21 protein-coding genes are annotated in these 22,524 nt (G+C 39.9%); 9 read left to right on the top strand and 12 right to left on the bottom strand.

Annotated elements, in window-relative coordinates; genetic code table 11:
- Positions 1-119 precede the first annotated feature (119 nt).
- The 6 genes from OK344_RS09860 to OK344_RS09835 all read left to right on the top strand — a co-directional run bounded on the left by OK344_RS09860 (position 120) and on the right by OK344_RS09835 (position 8,049).
- Positions 120-350, top strand: a complete 231-nt coding sequence (locus OK344_RS09860) for a hypothetical protein (RefSeq protein ID WP_265144635.1) — start codon at positions 120-122, stop codon at positions 348-350.
- A 162-nt stretch (positions 351-512) separates the two neighbouring features.
- Complete coding sequence (locus OK344_RS09855; RefSeq protein WP_265144634.1) at positions 513-2,942, top strand: alpha-ketoacid dehydrogenase subunit alpha/beta; 2,430 nt, start codon at positions 513-515, stop codon at positions 2,940-2,942.
- An 83-nt stretch (positions 2,943-3,025) separates the two neighbouring features.
- Positions 3,026-3,655, top strand: coding sequence for a DUF305 domain-containing protein (locus OK344_RS09850; RefSeq protein WP_265144633.1), 630 nt, complete (start codon positions 3,026-3,028; stop codon positions 3,653-3,655).
- A gap of 86 nt (positions 3,656-3,741) precedes the next feature.
- Positions 3,742-5,133, top strand: a complete 1,392-nt coding sequence (gene lpdA, locus OK344_RS09845; RefSeq protein ID WP_265144632.1) for a dihydrolipoyl dehydrogenase — start codon at positions 3,742-3,744, stop codon at positions 5,131-5,133.
- Positions 5,134-5,221: 88 nt separating this feature from the next.
- On the top strand, positions 5,222-7,165 hold the full coding sequence (locus OK344_RS09840; RefSeq protein ID WP_265144631.1) for a S9 family peptidase: 1,944 nt from the start codon (positions 5,222-5,224) through the stop codon (positions 7,163-7,165).
- 98 nt (positions 7,166-7,263) lie between these two features.
- Entirely contained in the window at positions 7,264-8,049 is a 786-nt protein-coding gene (locus OK344_RS09835; RefSeq protein ID WP_265144630.1) for a patatin-like phospholipase family protein, read from the top strand.
- Here the strand turns inward: OK344_RS09835 and OK344_RS09830 are convergent.
- The 10 genes from OK344_RS09830 to OK344_RS09785 form a co-directional block, all read right to left on the bottom strand.
- Complete coding sequence (locus OK344_RS09830; RefSeq protein WP_265144629.1) at positions 8,020-8,376, bottom strand: diacylglycerol kinase family protein; 357 nt, start codon at positions 8,374-8,376, stop codon at positions 8,020-8,022. The two genes, OK344_RS09835 and OK344_RS09830, sit on opposite strands and share 30 nt — an antisense overlap.
- Before the next feature lie 120 nt (positions 8,377-8,496).
- Entirely contained in the window at positions 8,497-9,741 is a 1,245-nt protein-coding gene (locus OK344_RS09825) for a DUF1015 domain-containing protein (protein WP_265144628.1), read from the bottom strand.
- A 7-nt stretch (positions 9,742-9,748) separates the two neighbouring features.
- Positions 9,749-10,708, bottom strand: coding sequence for a D-2-hydroxyacid dehydrogenase (locus OK344_RS09820; RefSeq protein ID WP_265144627.1), 960 nt, complete (start codon positions 10,706-10,708; stop codon positions 9,749-9,751).
- Between the two features lie 48 nt (positions 10,709-10,756).
- Positions 10,757-11,821 carry a 3-phosphoserine/phosphohydroxythreonine transaminase gene (gene serC / locus OK344_RS09815; RefSeq protein ID WP_265144626.1) on the bottom strand — a complete coding sequence of 355 codons (1,065 nt, stop codon included), beginning with the start codon at positions 11,819-11,821 and terminating at the stop codon, positions 10,757-10,759.
- A gap of 104 nt (positions 11,822-11,925) precedes the next feature.
- A complete protein-coding gene (locus OK344_RS09810) occupies positions 11,926-12,276 on the bottom strand; it encodes a 4Fe-4S binding protein (protein ID WP_088469000.1) in 351 nt (116 codons plus the stop codon).
- 235 nt (positions 12,277-12,511) lie between these two features.
- Positions 12,512-13,126 (bottom strand): flavin reductase family protein, encoded by a 615-nt coding sequence (locus OK344_RS09805; protein ID WP_265144625.1) that lies wholly within the window; start codon positions 13,124-13,126, stop codon positions 12,512-12,514.
- Positions 13,127-13,187: 61 nt separating this feature from the next.
- Positions 13,188-13,886 (bottom strand): SDR family NAD(P)-dependent oxidoreductase, encoded by a 699-nt coding sequence (locus OK344_RS09800; RefSeq protein ID WP_265144624.1) that lies wholly within the window; start codon positions 13,884-13,886, stop codon positions 13,188-13,190.
- 7 nt (positions 13,887-13,893) lie between these two features.
- Entirely contained in the window at positions 13,894-14,187 is a 294-nt protein-coding gene (locus tag OK344_RS09795; protein WP_265144623.1) for a TIGR03643 family protein, read from the bottom strand.
- 156 nt (positions 14,188-14,343) lie between these two features.
- Positions 14,344-15,663, bottom strand: coding sequence for an ABC1 kinase family protein (locus OK344_RS09790; protein WP_265144622.1), 1,320 nt, complete (start codon positions 15,661-15,663; stop codon positions 14,344-14,346).
- Position 15,664: 1 nt separating this feature from the next.
- Positions 15,665-16,321, bottom strand: coding sequence for a TetR family transcriptional regulator C-terminal domain-containing protein (locus OK344_RS09785; protein WP_265144621.1), 657 nt, complete (start codon positions 16,319-16,321; stop codon positions 15,665-15,667).
- Positions 16,322-16,414: 93 nt separating this feature from the next.
- On the opposite strand from OK344_RS09785, the gene ribA reads away from it, so the two are divergent.
- The gene (gene ribA / locus OK344_RS09780; protein ID WP_265144620.1) at positions 16,415-17,005 is read left to right on the top strand and encodes a GTP cyclohydrolase II; all 591 of its coding nucleotides are present in this window, start codon (positions 16,415-16,417) and stop codon (positions 17,003-17,005) included.
- 155 nt (positions 17,006-17,160) lie between these two features.
- Here the strand turns inward: ribA and OK344_RS09775 are convergent, their stop codons facing one another.
- A complete protein-coding gene (locus OK344_RS09775) occupies positions 17,161-17,847 on the bottom strand; it encodes a MarR family winged helix-turn-helix transcriptional regulator (RefSeq protein ID WP_265144619.1) in 687 nt (228 codons plus the stop codon).
- Between the two features lie 392 nt (positions 17,848-18,239).
- On the opposite strand from OK344_RS09775, the gene OK344_RS09770 reads away from it, so the two are divergent.
- A complete protein-coding gene (locus OK344_RS09770) occupies positions 18,240-19,274 on the top strand; it encodes an aldehyde dehydrogenase family protein (RefSeq protein WP_265144618.1) in 1,035 nt (344 codons plus the stop codon).
- A gap of 115 nt (positions 19,275-19,389) precedes the next feature.
- Here OK344_RS09770 and OK344_RS09765 read toward each other — a convergent pair whose 3' ends face one another.
- Positions 19,390-19,704, bottom strand: a complete 315-nt coding sequence (locus tag OK344_RS09765; RefSeq protein WP_265144617.1) for a DUF4286 family protein — start codon at positions 19,702-19,704, stop codon at positions 19,390-19,392.
- Between the two features lie 150 nt (positions 19,705-19,854).
- On the opposite strand from OK344_RS09765, the gene gyrA reads away from it, so the two are divergent.
- Complete coding sequence (gene gyrA, locus OK344_RS09760) at positions 19,855-22,521, top strand: DNA gyrase subunit A (RefSeq protein ID WP_265144616.1); 2,667 nt, start codon at positions 19,855-19,857, stop codon at positions 22,519-22,521.
- Positions 22,522-22,524: the final 3 nt, after the last annotated feature.

Here is a 22,524-nt window from a genome sequence, read left to right as displayed (position 1 = left end):
GTAATTTTTTTAAAATCACAGCAGGAATTTTATAATATACCTGCTGTTTTTTATAAACTAACGGTTTGTAAATTTGTTTTATATTCTCTTTCCGGGATACATTTGTAAAAATTAAACGAATGAAAAAAATAGCTTTTATATCCGCAGTTTTATTTACTGCCATTTCATTACACTCGTGCAGACAGGCAGACGATGTTTTCTCACAGGAAGAAATCGAAACCTTAAAAAAAGTACAGGACTCTTCAAATAACTCATTTAACAAAACTAATGATAATCCTGTAAAAGAAGAGCCAAATAATCCTGAAGCTTCATTAGTTGACGGAGAAATTGCTCCACCACCAAAAAAGTAACCCCCTAAACTAAATATTTTTTTTTCATCATTTGTGTTTGGTTCTTCCGCGATTTCGCGGAAGAATCTTTTATATCTATAGGTAAAGAAATAAAAAGGCCTGCGTTTGCTCTTCTTCAGAAGTTTCTTTATTTTCGTACCTTTGTAAAATACCCCTTTATTTATGGAAGCGACCTATATAGAAACCCAACAGATTTCTTTTCAGGATTTTAAAAACCAGATTTTAGAAGATTATAAACTAGGAAGAATCTCCCGCGAAATGTCTTATTTAGGAAGACGCGAGGTTTTAACCGGTAAAGCCAAATTCGGTATTTTTGGTGACGGTAAAGAGCTTCCCCAGCTGGCAATGGCTAAAGTCTTCAGAAACGGAGATTTCCGCTCAGGTTACTACCGCGACCAGACTTTTGCTATGGCCATTGATGCGGTAAGCGTTGAAAGTTTTTTCGCCCAGCTTTATGCAGATACCAGTATCGAACGCGAGCCGGCTTCAGCAGGACGCCAGATGAACGGTCACTACGCCACCAGAAGTTTAAATGAAGATGGCAGCTGGAAGAATTTAATGCAGCAAAAAAACATCTCTTCAGATATTTCGCCTACTGCAGGACAAATGCCAAGACTTTTAGGTTTAGCAATGGCTTCCAAGGTGTATAAGTCAGTAAAATTTGAAGGATCCGAAAAGTTTTCCAACGAAGGGAATGAAGTTGCTTTCGGAACCATTGGTGATGCTTCTACTGCGGAAGGTCACTTCTGGGAAACGCTCAATGCAGCCTGTGCACTTCAGGTTCCGATGATTGTTTCTATTTGGGACGACGGCTACGGAATTTCGGTGCCAACACAGAATCAGCGTGCTAAAGCAGATATCGCTGAAATGCTTTCAGGTTTCCAGAGAACTGAAGGACAGCATCAGGGTTGCGAAATCATTCAGGTGAAAGCATGGGATTACCCATCGCTTCTGGATGCTTATGCACGGGCAGAGCATTTCGCCAGAACGGAAAGTGTTCCGGTGGTGGTGCATGTGGTGGAAGTAACACAGCCTCAGGGACACTCTACATCAGGATCGCACGAACGATATAAAAATGAAGACCGTCTGAAGTGGGAAGGGGAATTCGACGGGTTAACTAAATTCAGAGAATGGATTCTGAATTATTCCATTGAAATTGAAGGTAAAGAAGAACAGTTGGCAACCGCTGAAGAACTTGATCTTATCAACGAAGAAGCCAAAAGGATTGTAAAGGCTGGTCAGAAAAAAGCCTGGGACAATTACCAGAGACCAATTTTAGCGTTAAAAGAAGAGGCGCTTGGATTAGTTCACCAACTGGAATCCCAAAATACTGAGATTTCTGCTGAACTTGAAAAATTCGGCAAAATAATTTCGGTAGCGAAGAGAGATATTTTCCATTTGGTTAGAAAATCACTTTTACTCACCAGAGGCAGTCAGTCTGCTGAAAGAGATGCGCTTCAGCAGAAATATCAGGAAATGTTTGCAGTTGAAAAAGATAATTATTCTTCCCATTTATATTCACAGTCCGAATGGAAATCAACGAATGTAAAAGAAATTTCGCCGGTTTTTTCCGAAACTTCAGAGACCGTTGACGGAAGAGTTGTCGTGAGAAACAACTTCGATAAAATTTTCTCAAAATATCCTGAAACCTTAGTGTTTGGTGAAGATGCAGGAAATATTGGCGATGTAAACCAGGGCCTGGAAGGACTTCAGGAAAAATATGGCGAACTTCGCGTAGCCGATACCGGAATCCGTGAAGCTACCATTCTCGGTCAGGGAATTGGATTGGCAATGCGCGGTTTAAGACCGATTGCAGAAATCCAATATCTGGATTATATTCTGTACTGTCTTCAGGGGATGAGCGATGATCTTGCTACGGTTCAGTACCGCACGAAAGGCGGACAGAAAGCTCCGGTGATCATCAGAACCCGTGGTCACAGACTCGAGGGTGTTTGGCATTCGGGATCACCGATGGCAGGAATCATCAATCTTTCCAAAGGTATTCTGGTGCTCGTTCCAAGAAATTTAACCAAAGCCGCAGGATTTTATAATACCATGCTGCAGAGCGACGAGCCGGCTGTGATTGTAGAATGTCTGAACGGTTACCGACTTAAAGAAAAACAGCCTGATAACTTAGGAGAATTCACTGTTCCTGTCGGGAAAATTGAAGTCACTAAAGAAGGTAAAGATGTTACTTTAGTAACCTACGGATCAACCTGGAGAATCGTGATGGAAGCCGCTGAAGAACTCGGAAAAATTGGTATTTCTGCCGAAGTGATCGATGTTCAGTCTTTAATTCCTTTCGATTTAAGCCACGAAATCGCAGAAAGTGTAAAGAAAACCAACCGTTTGGTCGTAATTGATGAAGATGTGGAAGGCGGAACTTCAGCATTTATTATGCAGCAAATCCTCGAAAAACAAAAGGCTTTCAGATACCTCGATTCAGATCCGGTTACCATTTGTGCAGAAAATCACCGTCCGGCCTATGCGAGTGACGGCGATTATTTCAGCAAGCCAAGCGCTGATGATATGGTTGAAAAGATTTATGCCATGTTCCACGAAATTAATCCGGCGAAATTTCCTAAAATTTAGGCGTTAAAACTTTAAATATAAAAAGCAGACTTCGGTTTGCTTTTTTTGTACACTATTCTTGCATGTATCCTTCAAAATTAAATATGATGAAAAAATTATTGATTCCACTGTTTGCCGCGTTTTTAACAGATTCCTGCAGCAAAACAGAAACCCAAACAAGTAATACGGCTACAGAACAGCCCCAGAAAACTGAAAGCATTAACGAAAAAAGCAATGAAATGCTTGCTCTGATGGATGAAATGATGGACGAAATGCATGGCAACGAAATCACCGGAAATAATGATGCAGATTTTTCCAAAATGATGACTGAACATCACGATGGCGCCGTAGAAATGTCAGAATTGCTTCTGGAAAAAGGGAAGAATGAAGAATTAAAAAACTTTGCACGCAAGGTCATCGAGGCTCAAAACAAAGAGGTGCAGCTGATGAAGAAATTTGAAGACCGCAAGGAAGCATCTCCGGACAGCAAAGAATTTGTTCAGGAACTTAACCGGTCTATGGCAGCCATGATGGATAAAAACATTCAGATTCATAACAATATCGATAAAGATTACGCCCAGCAAATGATTCCGCATCATCAGAGCGCCGTAGATAGGGCAAAGGTTTACCTTAAATACGGTAAAGAAAAAGAACTCCTTCAGCTTTGTAAGGATATTGTAAAAACCCAAAACACGGAAATCGCCGAGTTAAAAGAATGGCTGGCTAAAAACTGATGCTTCTTCACTAATCGAAATTGTGTGCGGTAAGGACCTGAAACACTCAGAAATTTTACGTAAATTCGCACTAAATTTTTTAGCACATGAACTACGATATTATTGTCATCGGAAGTGGTCCCGGTGGATATGTAACGGCCATCAGAGCTGCACAGTTAGGTTTTAAAACCGCCATTATCGAAAAGGAAAATTTAGGCGGCATCTGCCTTAACTGGGGTTGTATCCCCACCAAAGCGCTCCTGAAATCGGCACACGTTTTCAATTATTTAAAACATGCTGAAGAGTATGGCTTAAATAAGGTTGAAAATCCAGGATTCGATTTTTCTAAAGTAATCCAGCGAAGCAGAGGCGTAGCGACCAAAATGAGCGGCGGAATTTCTTTCCTGATGAAGAAAAACAAAATCGATGTCATCATGGGAACCGCTAAAGTTCAGAAAGGCAAAAAAGTTGCTGTAACCGATAAAGACGGAAAAACTACTGAATATTCCGGTGAACATATCATCATTGCGACCGGCGCAAGGTCAAGAGAACTTCCGAACCTTCCGCAGGATGGGGTGAAAGTAATCGGATACCGACAGGCACTGAATCTACCGTCACAGCCAAAATCTATGATTGTAGTAGGCTCAGGTGCAATCGGGGTTGAGTTTGCAGATTTCTACAATTCAATGGGGACAAAAGTTACTGTGGTTGAATTCATGCCGAACATTGTTCCGGTAGAAGATGAAGAAATTTCAAAACACCTGGAAAAATCCCTGAAAAAATCAGGAATTGATATTATGACCAATGCTTCTGTGGAAAGTGTTGACACCAGCGGCACAGGCGTAAAAGCAAACGTAAAAACTGCGACAGGAAACATTACGCTTGAAGCTGATATTTTACTTTCTGCTGTAGGAATTTCTGCGAATATTGAAGGACAGGGATTTGAAGAAGTGGACATCCAAACTGACAAAGGAAGAGTTCTGGTCAACGATTGGTACGAAACTTCGGTTCCGGGATATTACGCAATTGGTGATATTCTTCCGACCCAGGCTTTGGCACACGTAGCTTCTGCAGAAGGAATTACCTGTGTGGAGAAAATCAAGGGACTTCACGTAGAGAAAATCGATTATGGCAATATTCCTGGTTGTACTTACTGCAGTCCGGAAGTAGCTTCAGTGGGACTTACTGAAAAACAGGCTAAGGAAAAAGGTTACGAAATTAAAGTAGGTAAATTCCCGCTTTCTGCCAGTGGAAAAGCCACAGCGAACGGAAATACCGATGGTTTCATCAAAGTGATATTCGATGCGAAATACGGCGAATGGCTTGGCTGTCATATGATTGGCGAAGGCGTTACTGATATGATTGCAGAAGCAGTTGTCGCAAGAAAACTGGAAACTACAGGCCACGAAATCATCAAGTCGATTCACCCGCACCCAACCGTTTCTGAAGCGATCATGGAAGCTGCGGCGGCGGCTTACGGTGAAGTGATTCATATCTAAAAATTACAACACAACTTGTATGAAACCACAGATTTTCTGTGGTTTTTTTGTTTGCAAAAATTCATATCTTAACAAAAAAATTAATCACATGAATTATAAGTACATCTTACCTGTTTTTCTTTTTTCGGGAACGGTGCTGTTTTCGCAGGCAACTTCGCAAACCATCGTACCAAATGAAAACCTAATTGCAGAAAATATTCCCGCTATTCCGAAAAGTCTCAGCGAAAAAATCAAGAAATATTCAGAAAGCCGGAGCGCCAATTTCACCGCCATTCATCCCAACGGAAAAGAACTGATTATGGTGACCCGATTTGCATCTACCAATCAGCTTCACAAGATTTCCCAGCCTATGGGAAACCGAAAGCAGCTTACTTTTTTTGAAGAGCCGGTGAATTCTGCTGATTATGAACCTGTAAAAGGCGAGTATCTGGTTTATTCCAAAGACATTGGTGGAAATGAATTCGGGCAGCTTTTCAGATTAGATTTAAAGACGATGGAATCTACACTGCTTACCGATGGCGGAAGATCACAGAACGGCGGCATGGTCTGGAAGAAAGACGGCAGCGGATTTTATTTCACTTCCACCAAAAGAAATGGTGGCGACCGCGATATCTATTTTATGAATCCGCTGAAACCGGAAGATACAAAACCTGTACTGCAACTAAAAGGCGGTGGCTGGCGCATCAATGATATTTCCGATGACGGTAAGAAACTTCTCGTCGGCGAGTATGTTTCCGCAAACGAATCGTATCTCTATCTTTTCAATACAGAAACCCAAAAACTGGAGCCCATTACCGACAGAAATGAAAAACAGATCGTCCAGGGAAATGCCAGATTCAGTAAAAATGCCGACGAAATCTGGTATGTAACCGACCGCGGTAATGAGTTCAACCGTTTAGCTTCTTTAAATCTGAAAACCAAAAAAATCAGTTACTTTACGACTGATATTCCGTGGGAAGTTTCCGGTTATACGCTTTCTAAAGATAAATCGAAAATTGCTTTCGAAACCAATGAAAGCGGACTCAATAAAATGTACCTTATGGATGCCAATTCCAAGAAATATTCAGAAATAAAAGGGCTTCCTGTAGGTCTTGTGAATAATTTTGAATTTACGAATGATGGCAAATCCCTGTTTTTTTCGCAGTCTACCTACGATTCTTCTGCAGATATCTACAGACTGGATCTCGCTACCAATAAAATCGAAAGATGGACCGACAGCGAACAGGGAGAAATGCAGAAAACCGACATGTCTGCACCAAAACTTATTGAATGGAAGAGTTTCGACGGGATGAAAATTACCGGTTTTTATTATCCGGTTTCAAAGAAATTTACAGGTAAAAGACCTGTTCTGATCAATATTCACGGTGGTCCGGAAGGGCAGTCAATGGCTTCATCTTTGGGTTCCGGCAATTATTACACGAATGAAATGGGTGTTGCTCTGATTTATCCCAATGTGCGCGGCTCGTCAGGTTTTGGGAAAACCTATATCGCAAGCGACAACGGATTCAACAGAATGAATTCGGTGAAAGATATCGGCGCTCTGCTCGACTGGATTGCGAAACAGCCCGAACTCGACAAAGACCGTATCATGATCATGGGCGGCAGTTACGGCGGATTTATGACACTGGCTACCGCCTATGAGTATGCCGATAAAATCAGATGTTCGGTGGATATTGTTGGAATTTCCGACTTTAATACTTTTCTTAAAAATACCGAGGAATACCGCCGCGACCTGAGAAGAGTAGAGTACGGTGACGAGCGTGATCCGGCGATGAGCGCCTTTTTCACGAAAATTGCACCACTGAATAATACCGACAAAATTAAAAAACCCATGTTCATTATTCAGGGGACCAACGATCCCCGGGTTCCGGTAACCGAAGCGACGCAGATGCGCGACAAACTAAAAGCTCAGGGAAACACGGTATGGTATCTCGAAGCAAAAAATGAAGGTCATGGTTTCCGCAAAAAAGAAAATGTGGATTTCCAAAGACTTGCGGTGATCCGTTTTATGGAAGAATTTCTTTTAAAATAAACCAAGTAAGAAAGCCATTCCCGCGAATGGCTTTTTATTTTAATTTGTAAGGAGAATTTCGTGAATGTTTTCTATTTTTGACTGTCAAAATTTGTTAGATGTATAATTTAGGTTTAGCCCTTTGTGGCGGCGGTTCCAAGGGGATCGCCCATGCCGGAGTCATTAAATTTCTTGGTGAAAAGAATATCGTGCCGGATGTTCTTGCCGGTACCAGTGCCGGAGCCATTGTGGCAACCATGTATGCTGCGGGAAAAACGCCGGAGGAGATTATAGCCTTTTTTAAATCAGTTTACTTTTTCAAATGGAATCATTTCGCGTTCCGTAAACCGGGAGGCTTTATTCAGTCTGATGTTTTTGCGAAATACCTGAAGCCCATCTTCGAAGACCGCAAACTCGAAGATCTTGATAAAAAGGTTTTTGTGACTGCGACCAATATCATCACCGGAAAACTTGAAGTTTTCGGAGGTAATGTAAAAGTGGTGGATGCGGTGATTGCCTCCTGTGCGGTGCCCATGGTGGCAACTCCTTACAGAATTGGGAATCATCTTTACAGCGACGGCGGAATTTTAAATAATTTCCCTGTAGATGTGCTGAAATATGTAAGCAGAAAAAATATTGGCGTGTATTTCTCCCAGCAGAAATCCATTGAAGAAAGCAGTCTGAAAAATCTTTTTAATATTACTGCCAGGGCCTACGATATTATGACGACGCAGGCCGAGCTTGGCAAGATTACTTATTGCGATTGGCTGATTAATCCGGCAGACCTTCAGAAATATAATATGTTCGAAACTAAAATAACCAGAATGAACGAGATTTTCGCCATTGGATACAAAACTGCAGCTGAAAGTTACGAACTAAACAAAAATGTACTGGGGATAAATTAAGAGCGCGATAATTACCGAAACAAAAGCTAAAAGTAAGACTGCGCCCGCCGCAATATCTTTAATCAAACCAATGTGCTCACTAAATTCGGGGTGTACAAAATCGCAGATTTTTTCGATCGCGGTATTCAGCATTTCTACACTTAAAACTGCAAAACAAACCAAAAGGATAATAGCAGCGTGTTCCGGTGAAAGTTTCAGATAAACGATTAGAAAAATGTTGATCAGCAGTGCCAGAACTTCGAGCTGAAAATTTCTTTCAGACCTAAGCATACGGATGATACCGTTGACGGAATTTAAAACACTGATGTGAAATGCGGGTTTTCTCATGGTTAACGAACGCCGGTGTTAAATAAAAGTCCGCTCATGAACACAGCAGAACCATTTGAATAAAATGTTTAATACACGGCTGTACTTCATCAAATTAAACCTTTTTACTTTATAATCAGTTTATTGTTTCATATCGTACATTACCAGTGCTGTAACCAGTTTGGGCTCGATATAGGTGCATTTTGGCGGCATCTTAATGTTTTTATCCGATACTTTCAGAAGATCATTAAAACTTATCGGATAAATTCCGAAACCGACTTTAAACTCTCCGGAATCTACTTTTTCCTTGATCTTATTAATCCCTTCAAGCCCGGAATTTCCTTTTATATAGGTGATTTTATCGGTGGTTTTCGGATCTTCAATACCAAGAATATCCTTGAAGATAAACTCTTCCAGAAGAAAATGATCCAGGTCATTCAATTCGCTCTGCTTTTTGCGCAGATCGTGTTTTACGTGAAGCGAATAAAATTTGCCCCCCAAATACATCGAGATATGGAATTTTTGTGAAGGATAGTAAGGTGTGTCTCCTTTTTCATGAATCAGAAAATTTTCTTCAATTTTTGAAAGAAATTCTGTTTCCGACAGTCCGTTTAAATCATTTAAAATCCTGTTATAATCATGGATTTTAATCGACTGGTTCGAAACGATAAAACTGAAAACGTAATTGTAATGTTCGGTACCTGTATGTTTTTTGTTTTTCTTCTTCATGTTGGCCGCATTCAGCGCGGCAGAGCCGATCCTGTGGTGTCCGTCTGCTATATAAAAAGAATCAATCTTCTCCAGCACTTCTTTAAACTGAAGCATTTTCAGGCGGTTATCGATACGCCAAACTTTATGTCGCACTCCATTATCATCCACATAATTGAGCACCGGAACATTTTTTTCCTCATGATTCATCAGCAGCTCTACCTTAGGATTTGCCATATAGGTAAGCAAAACAGGTTCAGCCTGAATGTTTACTTTTTCCAGATAATAGGCAAGTTTTTCTTTTTTATGGGTGAGGGTAGATTCGTGTTTTTTAATCCTTCCGTTCCGGAAATCATCAACACTCACCAATCCCAGGAGTCCGCGGAAAACAGATTTATTGGGCAGAAACTGTTCATAAAGATAATACGATGAGCTATCCTGAACGAGTTTTTTATCATCGAGAAGTTCTTCGAAATTGGTGCGTATTTTCCTTAGATTTCTGTCGATATCCTTAGATTTACTTACCACATAAGGTTTAATCATCTGAATATAAGATGAATCCTGCTGTGCTTTTTTAGTGATTTCTTCCTGCGAAAAATTGTCTAAAGGATGGGTTGGGAATATATCAACGTAATCTTCACTCGGTCTTATTCCCCGGAATGGTTTAAAAATAGGCATCGTATCTCTATAGTTTATTTTTAATGTCAATAATTTGAGCGGCAAGTTCTGCTCCAATTTTTTCCTGCGCATCCATGGTATTTCCGCCTAAATGCGGCGATAACGAAAGATTGGGATTCATAAGAAGTGGGAGTTCCGGGGTTGGCTCATTCTCAAAAACATCCAGTGCGGCACCGGCAATTTTTCCGGAATCGATGAACTGGAGTAGGGTAACTTCATTTAAAACTCCGCCACGTGCTGTGTTTACTATGAAAACTCCGTCTTTCATCATTTCAAACTGTGGAGTATCAATAATATATCCGTCGGATTTTGGGGTGTTGATGCTCAGGAAATCTACCTCTTTAAAAAAATCTTCCTGGTTGGTGGTGGAAGTGATTTCGAAATTTACGGTCTGCCCGTCGAAGAAATCCAGGAAAAGGGTTTCCGTACGCGGTTTTCTGGTAAGGACTTTCGCTTTCATCCCCAACGAAATTCCAATTTTTACCACTTCCTGGCCAATTCCGCCAAAACCGATCACTCCTAATGTCTTTCCTTCAAGTTCCACCGCGGACGAGAATGATTTCTTCAGCGCTTTAAAGTGCGTTTCGCCTTCCAGCGGCATCAGACGGTTGGATTCGTGAAGGAATCTTGCCAGCGAAAAAAAGTGTGCAAAAACCATTTCTGCGACTGACCGGGATGATGCTTTTGGAGTATTGATGATATAAAGGCCTTTGTCAATGGCATATTCGGCGTCGATATTATCCATTCCCACCCCGCCACGTCCTACAATTTTCAGGCCGGGGCAGGCATCAATTAAATCTTCGCGCACTTTTGTTGCGCTTCGAACCAATAGGACATCAATGTGATTTTCGTTAATGAAACTGATGAGATGTTCCTGGGAAACCCGGGTTTCTACCAATTCGATTCCGGCTTCTGCTAAAGCATTTTTACCTGATTCTGAAATACCGTCGTTGGCTAAAACTTTCATAAATATTATTCAAATTAACTAAGTAAAATACAAAGTGTGTTTGTGTAATTATTTCAAATTTTTCATTACCTCCACCAAAACCTGAACACTTTCGATCGGCAGTGCATTGTAAAGACTGGCTCTGTAACCGCCTAAACTCCTGTGCCCATTCAATCCGCTGATTCCAGCAGCTTTCCAGGCAGCATCGAACTCATCTTTTTTAGATTCGTCTAACAGCTGGAACGATACGTTCATTAGGGAACGGTCTTCTTTCTGGCAGAAGGTTTCAAATAAAGGATTGCTGTCGATTTCTTCGTAAAGGAGTTTTGCTTTGGCTTCGTTTCTGGCTTCAGCAGCGGCAATACCGCCATTTTTTTCCAGATGCTGTAAGGTGAGCAGGGTAGCGTACACCGGAAAAACAGGGGGTGTATTGTACATGGATTCTTTGTCGATATGACACTGGTAGTTCAGGATCGACGGAATAGTTCTTCCGGTATGACCCAAAATACTTTTTTTAACCACCACAAGCGTTACGCCTGCAGGTCCCATATTTTTCTGTGCTCCGGCGTAAATCAGGTCAAACTGTGAATAGTCGATCACACGGGAAAAAATATCTGAACTCATATCACAAACCATAAGCGTATCAACCTTAGGGAACGATTTCATCTGCGTTCCGTAAATGGTATTGTTGGAGGTACAGTGGAAATAATCGTATTCGCTTCCTACGGTATAATCTTTCGGAATGAACGAATATTTTTGCTCCTTTGAAGAGCCTACGATATCAACGGTTCCGAAATTTTTGGCTTCTTTAATCGCGCCTGCAGCCCAGGTTCCGGTATCCAGATACGCGGCTTTGCCGTTTTCGGCTCTCATGAGATTATATGGAACCATTAAAAACTGTAAACTTGCGCCCCCACCAAGGTAAAGTACTTCGTAATCATCGCCCAGGTTCATGAGTCTTTTTACGATTGCTCTGGCTTCATCCATCACCGCAACAAAATCTTTGCTCCGGTGTGAGATTTCGAGGATCGAGAGTCCAATGCCGTTGAAATCGAGGATGGCTTCTGCTGATTTCTGAAAAACTTCCTGCGGCAATATGCAGGGACCTGCGCTGAAATTGTGTTTTTTACTCATGTTTTTAGTATTTGAAAATCCGAAAGTTGCGTATTTCTTTTTTAATTCCGTAAAGTTAAGAGATTTAAGAAAAAAAAACGCCCACAAAAAGTGAGCGGATTATATTATTCTCCGTGTAAGAAAGCTTTTTTCTCGAGCAAGCTTTCCTCCGATTCTACATGGTCTTCATCCGGGATACAGCAGTCTACCGGACAAACTGCCGCACACTGCGGCTCTTCGTGGAAGCCGATACACTCTGTACATTTATCGGTTACGATAAAATATACATCATCGCTTACAGGTTCCTGCGGTGCATCTGCATCTACCGTTAAACCGGATTTCAAAACAACCATTCCTTTCAGTGCGGTGCCTTCTGAAGCCTTCCAGTCTACCGCGCCTTCATAAATGGCGTTATTGGGGCATTCCGGCTCACAAGCACCACAATTAATACATTCGTCTGTTATTCTGATAGCCATTGCTACTTTAATTTTAAATTTCCGCAAAGATACAAATAATTCGCCTCATAGTACTAATTTTCGATGGCTAAGGTTGGAAAATATTCGTCAGTTTCTGTATTGCTGCGTAACGGAAGACCTTTGTTTAAACTGCGGCTGCAATTCTAAGAAGTGATAAAAATAAGCGTTAAAATAAGTACAAAAAATTGTTTGGTTGAAGGCGAAATTCGGTTTATTTTCTGTCCTAATGTGTTTTTCAAGGTTTTGCATATTTCATGCGTTTGATCAGTTTCGTGGTGTGATATCCGTTAAGTGCTGAACCGGTAAGTGTTTCTGTCTTTTCGATATCAAGTACGCCCTCTTCCAGCCAGATGTTTTCGGGAAAGTACAGATCCTTTATTTCTCCAATAATCAAAAAGGTATCATTGCTTTTCACTGCCAACGTTTCTTTCAATTCTAAACCAATTTGGATTTTTGATTCTTTAACGAAAGGTGCTGCAAAATTATTTTTGTACACCGCAGTAAGTCCCACGGCTTCGAATTCTGATTGTTCTCTTGGATATCTTGCCGAGGTTTGATGGGCTTTTTCGAAAATATCTGGTGTTATATGGTTAATTGTGAAAAATTTTGTCTGTTGTATATTTTCAATAGTATGCCGCTCCACAGAATGCGGTCGGGAAATAAAACCCATGAGGGCGGGATCGGCACCTAGGTGTATCACGGAGTTAAAAACGGCCAGATTGGTTTCGTGCTCCCGGCTTGCTGTTCCTATTAAATTAAGACTTTTGAAGCCACTCAGGGAATTGATTAAAGCAGTTCTTTTGCGATGTTCAATCTGTTGGATATCTAAACTGTTGAGATGGATGTTCATTTACGTTTTCTTTCAATAGATGCTGAAATATTTCTAATTTCAGGCTGCTTAAAGCTGAATATTATATTTTTACTGAACCCATTCCGCCATCGATTCCTATAATTTGACCGGTAATCCAGCGGGCATTGTCTGAGATTAAAAAAGCTGCCATTTCTGCCATCTCCTCCGCCGTGCCAATTCCCTGTAAAGGATGTCTTTTGGCTGCCGCTTCCCGTTTTTCGGGGGTTGACAGAAGCTGGGCCGCAAGTGAAGTATCGGTTAAAGATGGTGCTATAGCGTTTACACTTATTTTTTGTGACGATAATTCTGCAGCAAGACTCTTGGTTAATCCCTCGACCGCACTTTTGCTTGCCGCCACCGAAGCATGAAAAGGCATCCCAAGTTTTGCAGCGACCGTACTGAACAGAACAACAGAAGCATGATCAGATTTTTTAAGGTTAGGCAAAATTTTCTTAATTATTTTTACCGCACCAATCACATTGATCTCAAAATCATTCCTGAAATCATCTTCTGTAAGTCGGTTGATAGGTTTTAGGTTGATGCTTCCCGGAGCATAGATTAAGCCGTCGATGGTTTCAGGGAAATTAATATCATCCAGATTTCCAGAAAGGATATCCAAAGGATAGAATTCGATATTTAACTGGTTTATTTCAGCGTTTTCTGTTTTTGATATGCCAATAATCCGGTGCTGTTCCGATAAGATTTTTGCAGCAGCTAATCCTATTCCTTTTCCGCAACCAACGATTACAATATTTTTCATCTTTTAATTATTTAAGATTTTTACTTCTTTTTGAAATTTTGTTCAGGCTTATGGTGCGCTGCCTGCTGCATTTGAAACGGTTTATTTCAGCAGATCTCTTCAGCAGATGTTTTTTACTGATCCCGGAGTTTACGCGTTTTCTCCAAAGTTTGAAGCTTGATGACTTTAACTGTAAACGCATTAACTGTATCACTTCGGATTCGCTGAGGGAAAACTGATATTTTATGGCTTCAAAAGGAGTCCGGTCTTCCCAGGCCATCTGGATGATGCGGTCGATCTGTTCGATGCTTAAATTTTTCATTGGTCATAATATTTATAATGAAACGGTATGCTTTTTAGAGACAGAAGCTTTTTGCTGTAAATCTGCTTGCAGACAATTTCAGTTTCCACTCTTTGCACCAGTTAAAGGGCTGCCCGCGGGTTTCAAATATTTTTGAAGGTAATTCGGATGGAATTGCTAATCTTTAATAAACTTTTTGTAGTTATTAATTTCGATATGTTTAGACCCAAGATCATGCATCATATTGTAAAGACCGAAAAAAGTTCGGTTGATATAAATAAAATGCTTAGAGCCACGGTTGGTGTTCATTCCCTTGATGTCATTCAGTTTTGCATAACGCTGCCCTAATTCGGCTATTTCCCTGAAGAAATTTTCATCCGAAAAATCAAAATACTCCTCATTAAAAGGTCTTGTAAACAGTTCCAGCAATTCGTAGAATAGTTTAGAGAAAAACTCTGTTTCCTGGGCTGAATCTTCTTCACGTAAGATTTCTAATTGGTGTAGTTTTTCCATGAAAATCTCCGGTTTGTCTAAATTTTCTTTTTTTGCCAACTCAAAGTATGGGATGTAAAAATCTAACGGAACTTCTTTGATGCAGCCAAAATCGATAACCAGAAGTTTATTGTCTTCTGACACCAGAAAATTGCCGGGATGTGGGTCAGCATGTACTTTTTTCAGCACGTGCATCTGGTACATGTAAAAATCCCAAAGTGTTTGACCTACCAAATTAAGCTCCTGATCATGGTGATGTTTTTTGGTAAAATCAGAAAAATGAATGCCGTGCATCCAATCCATTGTAATGATTTTTTCGCAGGATAATTCCGGATAGTAATTCGGGAAGCTGATGTTCGGAAGATGACTGCATTCATCGGCAAACGCCAGGCTGCTGTTTAATTCCAGGTTATAATCGGTTTCTTCGTAAAGTTTGTCTTCTACTTCCTTAAAGTAAGTTTCGGATCCCTCTTTTTTGATGTTGAACATTTTAATGGCCATGGGTTTTACCATTTTCAAATCGCTGGAAATACTTTCGCGTATGCCGGGATACTGAATTTTCACCGCCAGGACTTTATCGCCCAAGCTTGCCTGATGCACCTGACCAATACTTGCTGCATTTATGGATTCGGGAGAAAAATGATCATAAATTTCCTCAGGATTTTTACCGAAGTATTTTCTGAAGGTTTTTTTTACCAGCGCGGCCGAGAGTGGTGGTACAGAAAACTGGGACAAAGAGAATTTTTCCACATATTCCAGCGGGAGTATATTTTTTTCCATGCTCAGCATCTGGGCAACTTTTAACGCTGAACCTTTTAACTCTTTCAGGGAATCATAAATATCTTCCGCATTGTCGTGATGCAGGATTTTACGGGCTTCACCTTCTTCCTTTGTTATTTTGTTGCCATAATACTTCAGGTAATTTACACCTACTTTTGCTCCTGCTTTTAACAGGCTGCCGGTTCTTTCTAATTTACTTGTAGGTATTTTGTCTAATGTCTTCATTTTACCTTATTTTAAATTTCTCTTTCCATAAAAATTTCCCCAGATCAATGGCTTTTCTTAAGGGTTCGTTATCGAGGAATTCAAGGCCTGTGTCAATGGTTTTTTCAATGAAGATGTCGGTTTTTTCAAAATCCGGCGACTGATCCATCTTCCAGAATTCTAAAACAGAAATCAGGTGCAGCCACATAGCCGCCTGTCTGGATTTTGTATTGAGGTTACGTATTTTTTCACTCGCTTTTTCTGCCATTTCCCAGTTTTCGAAATCTAAACTGTTGGTGAAATCGATAAAGCTGCCGCGCAAGGTTTCTAATATTTTTAGACTCTGTAGTTTGTTGTCGCCTAAAATCTTTAATACAATGGAGCGGTTCATGCTAAGGTTTTCAAAAAAAACAAAATAGAGATTAAGCAACTGTTCTTTTGCTGTAGACACCCGCTCTTCCTGCCCAGTAACCAACGCTACAGATTTCTGGAAAAAATGGTTGAGTATTTCTTTTTCTACATGCTCAAAGCCTGAAAAAAAGTGATAGAAATCCTTTTCCTCGAAATTGTTTTCTTTGGCAAACAGGTAAACATTTTTCGGCCGGTCGCCATGATTTAGAAGATAGTCACTGTACTGCGTGAAGATAAAATCCCGCGTTAATGGTGTATGATTATTCATTTTCATTGATTTATAAAAAATATAGTACAAAAATAAACTATTTTATTAATATAAAAGTATATATTTGTACTATAATTTTTAAAAAAGAATATTGTGATACAGATTCAGGCACAATCTACCATTCCTACAGATTTTGGAAATTTTACAGTGTATGCTTTTTCGGAGCATGAAGAAGACTGGAGTCCGCATTTGGTATGGGTAGCAGAAAATACAGATTTTAATCGTACCGTAAACGTACGTTTTCATTCAGAATGTATTACGGGAGAAGTTTTTCATTCAAAGAAATGCGAATGTGGACAGCAATTAACCGAATCCATGAAGTTTGTTTCAGAACATGGCGGAATGATAATTTATCTGCGTCAGGAAGGCAGAAATATCGGGATTATCAATAAACTTAAAGCGTATTCGCTGCAGGAGAAGGGTTATGATACCGTTGAAGCTAACCTGATGCTGGGATTGCCCGCTGACGGAAGAAATTTTGATGTAGCGATTGAAATACTGAAACTACTGAACGTAAAAGAAATAAATTTACTTACCAATAATCCTGAAAAAATTAAATCTCTGAACAAAAGCGGCATTAAACTGAGTAACAGACTTCCCATGGAGATACAACCTAATGAAGTGAACCGAAGCTATCTCAGTAAAAAACGAAATTACTTTGGTCATATGCTGGAAAAAGTTTAATTAATTCCCGAAATGTTCAGTGCTTACTTCAATATTAAACGTAAAGGGAAAAACAAAGTTTCAGAAATAAAAAAAAATAACTGCAGACTCAGCCTACAGTTATTTTTTTCCTCTATCGGTGATTTAGTACATCGGATTGAGAAACCCTGAATTCATCAGTTTGAACTGATTTTATTCATTTCCCTGCTGCTGTGAAGGTGTTCGTAGGCTTCATTGAGCAGGTTTTTGGAGTCTATATTTTTTTCGTAAATCGGTAAATGAAAATGATTAAGTTTTTTCAAAAGCCTTATTAATTCCATCTTTTCGTTGGAGGTTAAGTTTCCCGATACAATATCTGTAGCCATCCTTATTTTATCCATCTGCATTTCTAAGGCGCTGATACCGCTTTGGGTAATGGAAATCACTTTCTGTCTTTTGTCTTTCAGCGAATCTTTTTGGGTTACCCAATTCTGTTCGATTAACCTGTTGATGATCTGCATCCCGACCGGTTTTTCATGTACATTTTTTTTAATTAAATCCATTTTCGACATTTCGCCAAACGCTTTCAGATTGATGAGATAGATGAAATCCTCCTGGGTAGAGAAACTCGAACCGAAAATGGCTGATTTAGAATAGCTTTTGGCGTAACGGTTCAGGTGAACAAGAAGCGTGTTAATCACACTTTCCGGGCTGCGTCCTTTTTCCTTTCCAATCCAGCCGGGCAATTCTTCGTTCTTTGCCACGGTATTGCTGGCAGCCAACCAATCCCTAAAAGCATGCATAGAAACATCTTCATTATTGTCGTTTTCAGCTTCAAATTCTTCTACCAGATCTATAATATCCTTAATCAACTGATATTTCATAAATTTAAATTTAGGAAACAAATGTACTAAATTTATTTAAAATTTAAGTTTCTTCAATAAAATCTAGTATTAAAGGTTTAAAAATATACTAAAAAATATAATTTCAGTCATGTTCATCTTTTTTAGTTCTTAAGATTTAATTTGAAGCGAAATATGCGGCCCGTTATTTTATTACGGTTGCTTCGGCCTGAAATAAGGAAAAAACTAAGCTAAGGTATTATATCAAATAAAGTTTTACAAATACTATCTTTGCAGGAGATATTTACAGGCTTAGTGTATGCCAGAGAAATATTGCGATTAACGGTTTGATAAAACGTGTAGAGGTGAAAATTTGAAAGTCATCCATAAATTATCATATCCCAATTTATTAAAAAATCCAGAATTTAAATAGGATGAGCAGAGAGAGTAAAATTTCAGGACTTTGTGAATTAGGCCTGTACATCAAGAATTTCACAGTAAAAAAAGAAGACGATTATAACGGCGATGATGAAAAATTTGCTGCTTTGTTACGAAAATCCGAAATTGAAAATCCATGGTTTACAATTGAAAACCAAAAGTTTGCTTTAAACCAATGGGCAGATTTATTAAATGAGGTAAACCTGAACGAATGGCTATCGCATTATAAAGCTCCACTCTTTCCAAAAAGAGTTGGCTTAATCCTGGCCGGAAACATTCCCATGGTGGGTTTTCATGATGTGATTTCGGTGGTTTTAAGCAATCACATTCCGATTATTAAACTCTCATCTAAGGATAAGCGGATGCTGCCATTTTTAATGGATAAATGGAATGAATTTTCAAACGGAAATGTGCCGTATGAAATAGTGGAAAGACTCGAGAGTTTTGATGCTGTAATTTCCACAGGAAGCAACAATACCGCTCGATATCTGGAGTATTATTTTAAAGACAGCTTGAGTATCATCAGAAAGAACAGAACGTCGGTAGCAGTGCTGAAAGGTGATGAAACTGATGAGGAATTACAGCTCCTGGCAGAAGATATCTTCCGTTATTATGGCTTGGGATGCAGGAATGTTACGAGACTTTTTATTCCAGATGATTTCGTGATTGACAGGATTTTTGAAAATTTCCTGAAGTTTAAAGAAATCATTAATCATAACAAATACGCCAATAATTACGAATATAACCGGGCGGTTTATCTGCTGAACCAGGAGAACTTCTGGGACAATAATTTTGTAATGCTGAAAGAGGATGAAGCACTTTTTTCGCCGCTTTCGGTTATTAATTTCTCCCGTTATTCAACTCTTGACGATGTTCGTGATTTTATTGCAGTCAACGAAGAAAATATTCAGGCTGTGGTGGCAAAACCGGAATTGGGATTCGAAAGTATAGGTTTGGGCGAAGCACAGAATCCAGGTCTCGATACTTATGCAGATCACGTAGATACAATGAAATTCCTGGAGGTTATTTAGTGACCAGCTGAAATAGAATTTGCGTGAAGTAAAAATTAATAAGTAATTATATTATAGCATTCTAAATATCAATTACTCATAATTGCTTTAACTATATTTTTTTGTTATCCTGTTGTTAAAATCTGTTTTTCTTCTGGTTTAGAAAAGTTTCAAAAATCATAACTTCCTGCCCGAATTTTGCCTCAATACGTTCGGTGATATTTTTAAATTCGATATCAATAAATTCCTGACGTTTTTCTATGTCATCAAATATCAACAGAAGGTTTGTGTTTTTGCCTTCGCTGATCATATCACTTTCTACTTCAGAGAGTATATATTTTTCAACATCCATAAGGTTTTCAACCATATTTTCGAGATCGGTTTTTATGTACTCATCCCATGATGCCACAAGAACGGCGGGCGTGTGAAAGGTAAGGCTCAGAATGCTCATTGCTTTTAAGTTTTTTTTAAGTTTTGTTGATAAATTTATAGCGCAAAAATCGCTAAATTTTTCGTAAATTAGCACGTTCTTAAAATTAGAAAGAAAAGAATGATCACGCATTAACATAAGTGCTTGATTTTCATTTTATTAAAAAATATTATGCATAAAGAAGGAGAAAGGTTAATTCCTATCAACATTGTTGATGAAATGAAATCCTCTTATATCGATTATTCGATGTCGGTAATTGTTTCCAGAGCTTTACCCGATGTAAGAGATGGCTTAAAGCCGGTTCACAGAAGAGTTTTATACGGAATGTACAATCTGAATGTTTTTTCGAACAGAAAACATTTGAAATCTGCAAGAATTGTCGGTGATGTTCTTGGTAAATATCACCCGCATGGCGATTCCTCTGTTTATGATGCAATGGTGCGTATGGCCCAGCCGTGGAGTCTGCGCTATCCTCAGATTGATGGGCAGGGTAACTTCGGTTCGATGGATGGGGATCCGCCGGCAGCAATGCGTTATACCGAAGCAAGACTGAAAAAGATTGCGGACGATGTTTTGGCTGATCTCGACAAAGAAACCGTAGATTTCCAGAATAACTTTGATGATTCATTGACGGAGCCTTCCGTAATGCCTACTAAAATCCCGAATCTTCTGGTGAACGGTGCCTCAGGTATCGCTGTGGGTATGGCGACCAATATGGCGCCCCATAACCTTGCAGAGAGTATTGATGCAATCGTTGCCTATATCGATAATAACGAAATTACGATTGATGAGCTCATGAAGCACATCATCGCTCCGGATTTCCCTACCGGCGGAATTATTTATGGTTACGACGGCGTTCGCGATGCCTTCCATACCGGAAAAGGCCGCATCGTTCTCCGTGCGAAAGTAAATTTCGAAGAAATTGGAAACCGAAATGCTATTATTGTAACCGAAGTTCCTTACCAGGTCAACAAGGCAGAAATGATTGCCAGAACTGCTGAATTGGTAAAAGAAGAAAAGATCCCGGGAATCTACGAAATCCGTGATGAGTCCGACAGACAGGGGCTTAGAATAGTTTACGAACTTAAAAATGATGCAATTCCGAACGTAGTTCTGAATATGCTTTATAAATATACTTCGCTTCAGACCTCTTTCAGTGTCAATAATATTGCGCTGGTAAAAGGAAGACCGGAGCAGCTTAACCTGAAAAGCATCATTCACCATTTTGTAGACCACCGTCACGAAATCGTGATCAGAAGAACCGAGTACGAGCTTAGAAAAGCAAGAGAACGTGCTCATATTCTTGAAGGTTTCATGAAGGTAATCGGCACCCAGGATGATCTCGATAAAGCGATTGCAATCATTCGTCACAGCGCGAATCCTGCTGAAGCGAAAGAAGGTTTGATGAAAGAATTCGATCTTTCAGAAATTCAGGCACAGGCCATTCTGGATCTCAGACTGGCGAGGTTAACCGGAATGGAACTCGACAAGATCCGTGCAGAGTATGAAGAAATCATGAATTTGATTAAAGATTACGAAGACATTCTTGCAAACGAGTCCAGAAGATTCGAAATTATTAAAGCTGAACTTCTTGAAATGAAAGAGAAGTACGGCGACGAAAGACGTTCAGAAATCGATTATTCAGGCGGCGAAATGTCGATTGAAGACTTAATTCCGGACGAAAAAGTTGTTCTTACGATTTCGCACGCGGGTTATATCAAAAGAACTTCGCTTTCAGAATATAAAATCCAGAGCCGTGGCGGCGTAGGAAACCGCGCAGCAACCACAAGAGACGAAGATTTCCTCGAATATATTGTGGCTGCTACCAATCACCAGTACATGCTTTTCTTCACCGAAAAAGGAAAATGTTTCTGGCTCAGGGTTTTCGAAATTCCTGAAGGTTCCAAAACAGCGAAAGGAAGAGCAGTTCAGAACTTAATTAATATAGAACCAGACGATAAAATTAAAGCATACATCAGAACAAACGATCTGAAAGATACAGATTATGTGAACCAGATGAATGTGGTGATGATTACCAAGAACGGAACCATCAAGAAAACTTCCCTCGAGGCTTACTCAAGACCGAGAACCAATGGGGTAAACGCGATCGAAATACGTGATAACGACCAGTTATTAGGGGCAAGATTAACGAATGGTAATTCCGAAATTATGATTGCGACCAAAAACGGAAAATGTATCCGTTTCCCTGAAGAAAAAGCCAGAGCAGTAGGCCGTGGATCGATCGGTGTACGTGGTATTTCGCTTGAAGATAACGACGAAGTTGTTGGCATGATTGTAGTAAATGATGTGCAGAATGAGACTGTTTTGGTCGTTTCAGAAAAAGGTTACGGTAAACGTACCGCGGTAGAAGATTACCGTGTTACCAACCGTGGCGGAAAAGGGGTAATTACCTTGAATATCACCGAGAAAACAGGTAATCTGATCGCCATTCAGAATGTAACTGACGAAGACGGATTGATGATCATCAACAAATCTGGAGTAGCCATCAGAATGGGTATGGATGAAATGCGCGTAATGGGAAGAAACACCCAGGGCGTGAAGGTCATCAACCTCAAAAATAACGATTCTATTGCTGCCATAGCGAAAGTGGAAATGGATAAAGATGTGGAAGAAGAAGAGGAAAATACTCAGGAACCGCTTCCGGGTGCTGTAGAATCTGCACTTCCGGAGTTCAGCGACGTGCCTCAGACCGGTGACAACGCCATCAGCAATATGGGCGATGAAGCTTACCTGAAGAAAATTGAAGAAGAAGAGGAAAAAGAAAATAACAGGATAGCGAAAGAAAAAGAAGAGGGAATTACCGATGATGAAAACTAACAG

Origin of the sequence: Kaistella yananensis (assembly GCF_026107505.2) — a bacterium.
Classification (GTDB): Bacteria; Bacteroidota; Bacteroidia; order Flavobacteriales; family Weeksellaceae; genus Kaistella; species Kaistella yananensis.
Note: the sequence above shows the minus strand (reverse complement) of the source record. Positions and strands in the feature narration are given on the sequence as shown.